This window comes from Vibrio sp. V43_P6S15P86, from assembly GCF_009904725.1.
In the GTDB taxonomy this organism is placed as follows: domain Bacteria; phylum Pseudomonadota; class Gammaproteobacteria; order Enterobacterales; family Vibrionaceae; genus Vibrio; species Vibrio diabolicus.
In genome coordinates, this window is the sequence record NZ_WXWT01000340.1 from 1 (window position 1) to 9,022 (window position 9,022).

Consider the following 9,022-nt stretch of genomic DNA (forward strand, 5'->3'; position numbering starts at 1 on the left):
ATATAAACCATTACAAAATATAAAAAACGTCAGAACTAGGTTATATCATGAGTCTTAAGCTGTCTTTGGAGCCCCTCGCCAGTACAGATTTGCCGATCGAGTCAAAACAACAGGCGCTGGTTGACACGGTTCTTCTTACTCTTACACCGCAAGAAAGGTCTTCTCTTTTTCAACAAGTTGCTTTGTATAGAATAAAGCTTCTCAAGTCCCTCTTTCCTAAATACGCATCTAAGAGTCTGTCCGTACTGTTTGAATTAATGGATTATCGAAATTTAGTACAGCAGTATCCAACGCCTTTCTCCGAAGAGGCGCTCTTACTTGAACAAGTTGCCGCAGATTGTTACCCGCATTGGATGGTTTTCTGGTGTGAATGTGAGATTGCTGCGATCAAGCAAAAGCACCCTTTAAATGAAGCGACAAGACCAACTCAGCTCTCGTTTGACGACCGCGACTATTCAAGCATATTGATCGAAGATATTGCCGAATGCGACCTAAAGGTAACACTGCCAAATCACGCTGCATTAATGCCGATTTCCGCAGCAATCACACTGAGCAATCTTGAGCTCTTCGTCCAAACTGAACAATGGTTTGAGATATTGCCTCTATTATCACTCTCGCAGAAAGGTCAACACTTTGTGCTATTGTTCAAGCAGTCATCTACACCAATCATGGTCTCCTCCGCTTTGGTGCAAAACTGGCACCAAAGAAATACCTGGCTCAGTTATTCATCACCATTTAGTAGTGAGCAATGGCAGTTTTGCCTTCCTGATTATGGCTACATGACTCTTAATCAATTAGGCCTTTTTGGAGGTAACGATCTAACTCGCCAACGGGCTCTTATTGAATTTGATGCGCAGTTCCAATCTCACTTGAAAAACACTGAAGCGGTTTGCGAAGTGCTGCGTCTGACAGTGGGTGGCAACATCCAACAAAAACTGTACTTTTTGTATTTGGCACAAAAAGCATTGATGAGTGAGCTATATAAAGCAGGCTATAAGCTCAGCTTTACCATTATTGAACAAATATTTATGTTAAATTTCTATCAATCTATTGATTTAGAGGCCTACTTTCACTCAGGATACCGCGACATTAACAGTGACGGTACCAAGACATACCGCGGTTTCTGGAATTTAGGTATGATGGTTGAAGCATTTCAAGACATACAGTTTCGCGACTACAAACACCGCGTACGAACAAAAAGAATTGATGAAAAGGTGAATGTACATGCTTGATATTCATCTTCACGGCCTTTTTTATCCAAAAGCAATGACGCTATACGCCACTGTACTGGTGGTGTTCGCTTGGTTGTTATATTACTGCTATCGCCTAAAACAGAAGAGTGAAACGATTTTAGGCTCGCATCATGCGCCGTACATTGCTTATTCTAGTTGCATCATCGTTTGGATCAGCAGCAACGCATACTTCCATACCGACTTATTGCCGGAGTTGGGCTCCGCTGGCGGTATTTTTATGGCTAAGTTGGCGAACTTGGCGTCATTCTTTGCCTTTGCATTCGCGTTCTATTTTTCTTGCCAGCTAGCGGCTGATATCAAAAAAACTGCGGTCAAAGCCTGGCAAAAAATCGTCTTTGTGGCACTAGCAACGTACTCGCTTTACATCAACTTAGTACCAAACCTTACTGTCGAAAATGTCACCATTAGCGGTCCAAGCCAGTTCGTGATCGAGTTTGGTCCCCATACCTCATATTTCTTTATTAGTTTGCTGACATTTGTGGTATTAACACTGCTGAACTTGATTACCATGCGAGCGAACAGCAGCAAACTCACGCTGGCAAAAAGTAACTATATGATCGCCGGCATTTTGGTCTTCATGTTATCAACTGCAGTGATACACCTTGGAATGACTTACTTCCTTGGTGACTTTTCCTTAACCTGGTTACCACCAGCACTTTCAATTAGTGAAATGTTGTTTGTAGGCTATGCCCTGCTTACCTCTCGCTTTTATAGCGCTAAATACCTCACATACTTAACCGTTAGCGCGCTGTTTGTCTGTGCCATTTTCGTCCTCCCGCTGGGCGCAATATTTATTCCTATCTCGGAAGATAACCAATGGCTTGTAGCGGTGCCTTTATGCGCACTCATCGGTATCACTTGGCACTTGCTTTACAAACGCGTCAGTCGTTTCGCGTCCTATTTTATTTATGGGAAACGACATACACCCGTTCAACAAATTCTTGGATTAGAAGAGGAATTTAAACGCTCAATAGATGATGCAATGCGCCAGTTAGCAGCGTTACTGAATATACCAAATAATAAATTGCAGCTCGTCACCAGCAGTTACACCGAAACGTTTTATGAAAATTATCTGCCGTCAAGCAAGTCTGTTCTCGTGCTTGATGAACTGTCTGAAGAAATTGATTATGCCTCCTCGTCTAAAGGCTCAATGCGCAAGCTCTACGAACGTATGCGATCCAGCAATACGGCGCTCGTAATGCCTCTTTTTGGTCGTGGAAAGTCCGTTACGCACTTACTGATTTCTTCACATAAAATGGATAATAAGCTGTTTTCTAATGAAGAAATTTCAGCATTGCAAACCTTATTAGTTCGCATCCAGAGCACCATCGAGGCCGATAGAAAAGTACGCCAAAGCCGTGCGCTCGCTAACTCTATTGCACATGAAATGCGTAACCCTCTCGCTCAAGTGCAATTACGATTTGAAGCTTTAAAACAGCATATCGAATCAAACGCTTCACTTGAGACGTTAAAGAGTGAGATTGATAAAGGAGAAGCAGCGATTCAGCGTGGTCGCCAACTTATCGACATTATTTTACGAGAAGTCAGCGACAGCTCACCTGAGCACGAACCCTTAACTATTACGTCTATACATAAAGCTGTCGATCAAGCGGTCAGCCGTTATGGCTTTGAAAACGATCAAATAATTGAAAGGATCAATCTGCCCCAAGAGCACGATTTTGTCGCGAAATTAAACGAAACTCTGTTTAACTTTGTCATTTTCAATTTGATTCGCAATGCTATCTACTATTTTGATTCTTATCCCGATAGTCAAATTGAGATTCGTAGCCAAACGGGGGCCTACGAAAACATTCTGGTCTTCCGAGATAGTGGCCCTGGCATAGATAGCAGTATCTTACACAAGATATTTGACGACTTCTTCTCGTATCAAAAAAGTGGTGGCAGCGGCCTTGGCTTGGGCTACTGTCAACGCGTTATGCGCTCTTTTGGCGGACGAATTGAGTGCCAGTCTGAATTGGGCGAATTTACTGAGTTCTACTTGTATTTCCCGGTCGTCCCAAACGCACCCAAACCAGAGACGTTGAGAACACCGGACTTCAATGGCTGGAAAGTAAATGCACCACATTCTGAACCTCGCACAGACCAACACGTACAAGTAAGTAACGATGCACCAACAGTGCTCATTGTTGATGACAAAGAGGTGCAGCGTACTTTGGTTCAAATGTACTTAAAAAGGCTGGGAGTCAACAGCTTACAAGCAAATAATGGCGCTTCTGCGGTGGAGCTATTTCAGTCGCACAAGATTGATTTGGTGCTTATGGATGTACAGATGCCAGTGATGAATGGATTTGACGCAAGCCAACGAATTAAGCAAATTGCGTCTTCCGTTCCGATCATCGCACTATCTGGAGAGTCTGGAGCCAAAGAGCTGGAGCTCATTGCGAAACTCATGGATGACAGACTTGAAAAGCCAACCACGTTAAATGCGCTCCAAACCGTCATCAAGCGCTGGTTGCAACATGAGAGTTTTGCTACTTCCAACACTTTCTAATTTGCGAAGATAAAACTGGCACTAGATGTGCATTACTGAAGTAAATCGAATTATCCAGAGGGTCAAGCAAGCTGCAAATGGTTAGCGGATGAGCTTGATAAGGAGATCGCCATGTTACTTCATCGACACACATACTACGGCTTGATTCATCATGGAATCAAAGCACTACTACTCGATCGCTTAGGCCACTATACAGAAGAAGAATACCATCAGTATTTGAGCCTAATGACCGGCAAATCCACTTGCTTTACGATGTCTCTCGAAGAGCTTGAAGCAACCGTTGATAACCTGTTACGTGAAGGCTATTTAGAAGATGTCAAAACGCTTATTTCTCAATATCAACATGTTGCTTAAATCTTAAATTCTATCAACTCAATTGCCGCTTTATCGCGGCAATTTTTATGCCTTCGATTTGCTACTTCATCTTTGCGAAATGTTGCTCGTTGTATCATTCAGTCAGGGGATTACTTCTCTTACCTCTAACCTTGACGGTATTCACATCTTGTCAGATTCCGTTAGACTGTCTTCAATTCACTAATTAGGTAGATTTTGCCACCATGAAGCAAATCCTAGATTTTATCCCACTCATCGCCTTCTTCGCTTTGTACAAGATGTACGACATCTACGCAGCAACAGGAGCGCTGATCGTTGCAACGGCAATTCAGCTTGTCGTCACCTATGCTCTGTATAAAAAAGTCGAGAAAATGCAGCTAATTACGTTCGTTATCGTGACGATATTTGGCAGCATGACCCTTTTCTTCCACGACGACAATTTCATAAAATGGAAAGTCACCATCATTTATGTGATTCTAGCTATCGGTTTAGCATCGAGTCACGCAATGGGGAAATCGGCCATTAAAGGCATGTTGGGCAAAGAAATTTCGCTACCTGATGCTATTTGGGCGAAGATCAACTGGGCTTGGGTCGGCTTCTTCTCATTCTTTGCTGGTCTGAACATTTATATCGCTTACGAGCTACCACTGGATGTTTGGGTCAACTTCAAAGTATTCGGAATGTTGATTGCGACATTTGCCTACATGATTGCGACTGGCTTCTACATTTACAAACACATGCCAAAAGAACAAAAAAATAACTCATCCGACGTGTCGACTGATGATTAAAAACTCAGTTTTGCTATAATCCGCGCACTTTGCAGCGACCTTCGGGTCGCTGTTTTGCTCCATGTATCACTAAACCGATCAAACGGCATACCGGAATCAGACCATTCTTGCTGCTGTAAACCAACTTTCTCTGGTCCGGTGTCTGCGTTTTTTAAGGACCTTTGGTTCTAGGTATTTACTATGTTGGCGCTTAGTTTGAGCGCCTTTAAGATTTAGGATGTCACAATGAGTCAAGAAATTAGCTCTCCGAGAGGTCAACTGCTTCTTCGTACCCTTGCAATGCCTGCCGATACTAATGCCAATGGCGATATTTTTGGTGGTTGGATTATGTCTCAGCTCGACCTAGCAGGTGCGATTCTGGCCAAAGAGATCTCTTCTGGTCGCGTTGTTACCGTTTCAGTGTCCAGCATTACCTTCAAGAAGCCTGTAGGTGTTGGCGATGTCGTTTGCTGCTATGGCGAATGCACTAAGATTGGTCGCACCTCAATGAGTGTCGATCTGGAAGTATGGGTCAAGCCGGTAAAAGCACACGGTGTCGGCGAGCGCTTCATGGTTTGTGATGCGACTTTCAACTACGTAGCCATTGACAGTGAAGGCAAACCACGCCCAGTTCAGAATTAGTCAACCTACAGCGCTAACTGTTAGAAAGGATCTCACATTTTCTGTTGTTCACTTGTGAGAGACACAAAAAAGGCGTTAAATTAACACTTTACCCTACCAATTAAGGAACTATGCTATGTGGTATGTCATCTTTTCTCAGGACGTCGAGAACTCGCTGGAAAAACGCATGAGCGTTCGCCCGCAACACTTGGATCGCTTACAAAAGCTTCAAGACGAAGGTCGCCTTCTTACTGCTGGCCCTATGCCTGCGATAGACTCTGACAACCCAGGAGAAGCCGGATTTACGGGCTCGACTGTCATCGCTGAGTTCGCCTCTCTAGAAGACGCTAAAGCGTGGGCAGAAGCCGATCCTTACGTAGCGGCTGGTGTTTACGATAATGTCATCGTGAAACCGTTCAAAAAAGTGTTTTAATTTATGAAAAAATTACTGTGTCTTTTCTTGGCATTTGGTGCGTTAGCGGGCTGTTCATCTACCGATGATAATCAACGCCAGCTTGAGCTATTGGCATCAAACCGAGCGGGAGTCTTGTCAGCAGGTCTCCCTTTGGAATACGGTCCACTGCAGATAATGCGTGTCTCATCCAACAAAAATGTTGTTGAAATGATGATGATTTATAACGATGACGCACTCGGTGCAAAGCCGTTAAATCAAGTACTGAATACCAGTATCTACACCTATTGCAATAACCCGGAAATTCGTAAGCAAATTGATATGGGCTTAATGTACCGTATTAAAGTGCGTAACTCTCGCGGTCAGTTGATGGCAGATGAGTTGGTTTCCGCGCAAACTTGTACTCAAATGAAATAGTCACAGTGAGTGCGTTGTTTTCGATACGAGCAATTCATCCGCTATTGCGGGATAGTATAACGACGAAAATGAACGGCTAAGAATAGAAAAACGGAGACAACGGTCTCCGTTTTTATTTGCTAAAAAGGTGTCTTACGCCAGCTCAGCACGAAGTTTCTTCGCCGCTGACACGAGGTTCGCCAATGCCGCTTCTGTCTCTGCCCAGTTACGTGTTTTCAGACCACAGTCTGGGTTCACCCACAAACGTTGTACCGGAATCTTTTCTGCCGCTTTCTTGATTAAGCCTTCAATCCACTCTTCCGTCGGAATGTTTGGTGAGTGAATGTCATAAACACCTGGACCGATTTCATTCGGGTAATTGAACTCTTCAAACGCTTTAAGCAGTTCCATATTTGAGCGTGATGTTTCAATGGTAATCACATCTGCATCGAGCGCCGCGACTGAATCAATGATTTCATTGAACTCGCTGTAACACATGTGAGTGTGAATCTGAGTTTCTGGTTTTGCACTCGCTGCCGAGATCTTAAATACATCCACCGCCCATTCTAAATACGCTTTGTGATCGCGCTTTTTCAACGGTAGACCTTCACGAATCGCAGGCTCATCGATTTGAATGATATTGATGCCAGCATCTTGCAAATCAGAAACCTCATCACGCAGTGCCAGTGCCAGTTGCTGGGCGATTTCTTGACGTGTGATGTCTTCACGCGGGAACGTCCAACATAAAATCGTTACCGGGCCCGTCAGCATACCTTTCATCTGTTTGCTGGTTAGCGATTGTGCGTACGTCGACCATTCCACCGTAATCGGCTTTTCACGCTCAATGTCAGCAACCACAATGGCTGGTTTCACACAGCGAGAGCCATAACTCTGTACCCAACCAAATTTCGTCGTTTGGAAACCCGCCAAGTTCTCCGCGAAGTATTCCACCATGTCGTTACGCTCAGCTTCACCGTGAACAAGCACATCTAGGTCAAGGGCTTCTTGACGTTTTACGGCATCCGCAATATGTCCTTTTAGTGCTTGGATATAGTCGGACTCAGATAACTGGCCAGTGCGATAAGCGCTGCGCTGAACACGAATTTCACCCGTTTGAGGGAAAGAACCGATTGTCGTGGTTGGCAACAGAGGCAAGCCCAATACTTCAGCTTGATGCGCAGCACGCTCCGCGTAAGGTGCGCTGCGCTCGGCAAGTGACGCAGTAATACTGTTTAAACGTGCTTGAACTTGTGGCTTATTCACATGCGTTGCCGTTTTACGTGCTTTGATTGGCTGGCTGTAGGTATCACAAGCGAGAATCGCATCTTGATCACCATCGAGTGCTCGGCCAAGCAAGGCGACTTCTGTTACTTTTTGTTTTGCGAACGCAAACCAGCTTTTCACTTCCTCACTGAGTTCTGTTTCCAGTTCCAGATCAACCGGGCTATGTAGCAAAGAGCATGAGCTCGCCACCCAAAGGTTGTCGCCCAGTTTTTCTTTTACTGGCTGTAGACGTTCAAGTTGCGCACTCAAATCCGAGCGCCACACGTTACGACCGTTGACCACGCCAGCAGACAGCACCCACCCCTCCGGTAGTTTGGCAACCACGTCATCAAGCTGTTGAGGCGCGGCAGATAAATCGATATGTAAACCATCCACTGGTAGCTTTACAATTTTGTCTAGCGTATCGCTTATAGAGTCAAAGTACGTCGTTAGCAGCACTTTTACATCGCTTCGAATCACTTGGTACGCTAGCTTGAACGCATCAGCCCACTGACTTTCAAGCTCTAGTGACAAAATTGGCTCATCAATCTGAACCCACTCAACACCTTGACTCGCGAGCTTTGCCAAAATAGCTTGGTAAGCCGTAAGCAATCGTGGCAGTAGCGTCAGGCGATCGAACCCTTCTTCTACCTCTTTACCTAAGTAAAGATAACTGACTGGGCCAAGCAAAACTGGCTTCACTTTATGCCCAGCTTGGGTTGCTTCGTTGACTTCTTCAAACAGTTGAGGCCAGCTCACTTCAAATGTATCGTCCTTGCTAAATTCAGGTACGATGTAGTGGTAGTTTGTGTTGAACCATTTAGTCATATCCGATGCTGCAGCGCCCGCACAGCCGCAACCCGCTTGAGATTGACCGCGACCCACTTTGAATAGCGTATCCAAATCAGGGAAACCGTCTGCGTGACGTTTTGGCACGTGACCCAGTAACAACGTGGTCGTCAGTACATGATCGTACCAAGCGAAATCGCCAGCGATGGTAAAACTCAAGCCAGCATCTGTTTGTGTTTGCCAGTTTTTAGCGCGCAGATCTGCCCCAACCTTTTTAAGCTCTGCTTGATCAATTTCTCCGCGCCAGTATTTTTCCTGAGCGAATTTTAATTCTCGTTTTTCACCGATGCGTGGATAACCTAGTACGTGCGTTGTTGTAGCCATGTCCCTATTCCTTTTTCAATCTTGTTCAATTTGTTTGGGTCAGAGTATCTTTCGTCATAAAAGATGTCTGGATGGCTAAACTATCGCTCTCATCTGCGGTTTGAACAACGTCCATTTATTCAACTTGTTTATTAAAAAAATTCATCATGAGGCGACATGATTCGCAAATAAACACAACAAATAGACGTCTAGACGTTTACATATCCATTTTTTGTCGTTAAGTTATTTATACGATTGCTATTCTGTTCATAGCGAGCAACAAAGGATGAAAGGAATTCATGATAGAGCTAAA

8 protein-coding genes are annotated in these 9,022 nt (G+C 44.4%); 7 read left to right on the forward strand and 1 reads right to left on the reverse strand.

Annotated elements, in window-relative coordinates; all coding sequences use genetic code 11:
• The first annotated feature begins 47 nt into the window (after positions 1-47).
• The 7 genes from CAG69_RS15265 (at position 48) to gspS2 (ending at position 6,315) form a co-directional block, all read left to right on the forward strand.
• Entirely contained in the window at positions 48-1,232 is a 1,185-nt protein-coding gene (locus CAG69_RS15265; protein ID WP_161444939.1) for an acyl-homoserine-lactone synthase, read from the forward strand.
• Positions 1,225-3,765 carry a quorum-sensing autoinducer 1 sensor kinase/phosphatase LuxN gene (gene luxN, locus CAG69_RS15270; protein ID WP_161444941.1) on the forward strand — a complete coding sequence of 847 codons (2,541 nt, stop codon included), beginning with the start codon at positions 1,225-1,227 and terminating at the stop codon, positions 3,763-3,765. The genes CAG69_RS15265 and luxN overlap by 8 nt, the downstream gene beginning before the upstream one ends.
• 111 nt (positions 3,766-3,876) lie before the next feature.
• Positions 3,877-4,119 carry a hypothetical protein gene (locus CAG69_RS15275; protein ID WP_161444943.1) on the forward strand — a complete coding sequence of 81 codons (243 nt, stop codon included), beginning with the start codon at positions 3,877-3,879 and terminating at the stop codon, positions 4,117-4,119.
• A 203-nt stretch (positions 4,120-4,322) separates the two neighbouring features.
• The gene (locus CAG69_RS15280; RefSeq protein ID WP_161444945.1) at positions 4,323-4,886 is read left to right on the forward strand and encodes a septation protein A; all 564 of its coding nucleotides are present in this window, start codon (positions 4,323-4,325) and stop codon (positions 4,884-4,886) included.
• Positions 4,887-5,111: 225 nt separating this feature from the next.
• A complete protein-coding gene (gene yciA, locus CAG69_RS15285) occupies positions 5,112-5,507 on the forward strand; it encodes an acyl-CoA thioester hydrolase YciA (protein WP_005392848.1) in 396 nt (131 codons plus the stop codon).
• 115 nt (positions 5,508-5,622) lie between these two features.
• On the forward strand, positions 5,623-5,919 hold the full coding sequence (locus tag CAG69_RS15290; RefSeq protein ID WP_005376766.1) for a YciI family protein: 297 nt from the start codon (positions 5,623-5,625) through the stop codon (positions 5,917-5,919).
• Between the two features lie 3 nt (positions 5,920-5,922).
• Positions 5,923-6,315 carry a GspS/AspS pilotin family protein gene (gene gspS2, locus CAG69_RS15295; RefSeq protein ID WP_145473745.1) on the forward strand — a complete coding sequence of 131 codons (393 nt, stop codon included), beginning with the start codon at positions 5,923-5,925 and terminating at the stop codon, positions 6,313-6,315.
• Positions 6,316-6,447: 132 nt separating this feature from the next.
• Here gspS2 and metE read toward each other — a convergent pair whose 3' ends face one another.
• A complete protein-coding gene (gene metE / locus CAG69_RS15300) occupies positions 6,448-8,730 on the reverse strand; it encodes a 5-methyltetrahydropteroyltriglutamate--homocysteine S-methyltransferase (RefSeq protein ID WP_161444946.1) in 2,283 nt (760 codons plus the stop codon).
• Positions 8,731-9,022: the final 292 nt, after the last annotated feature.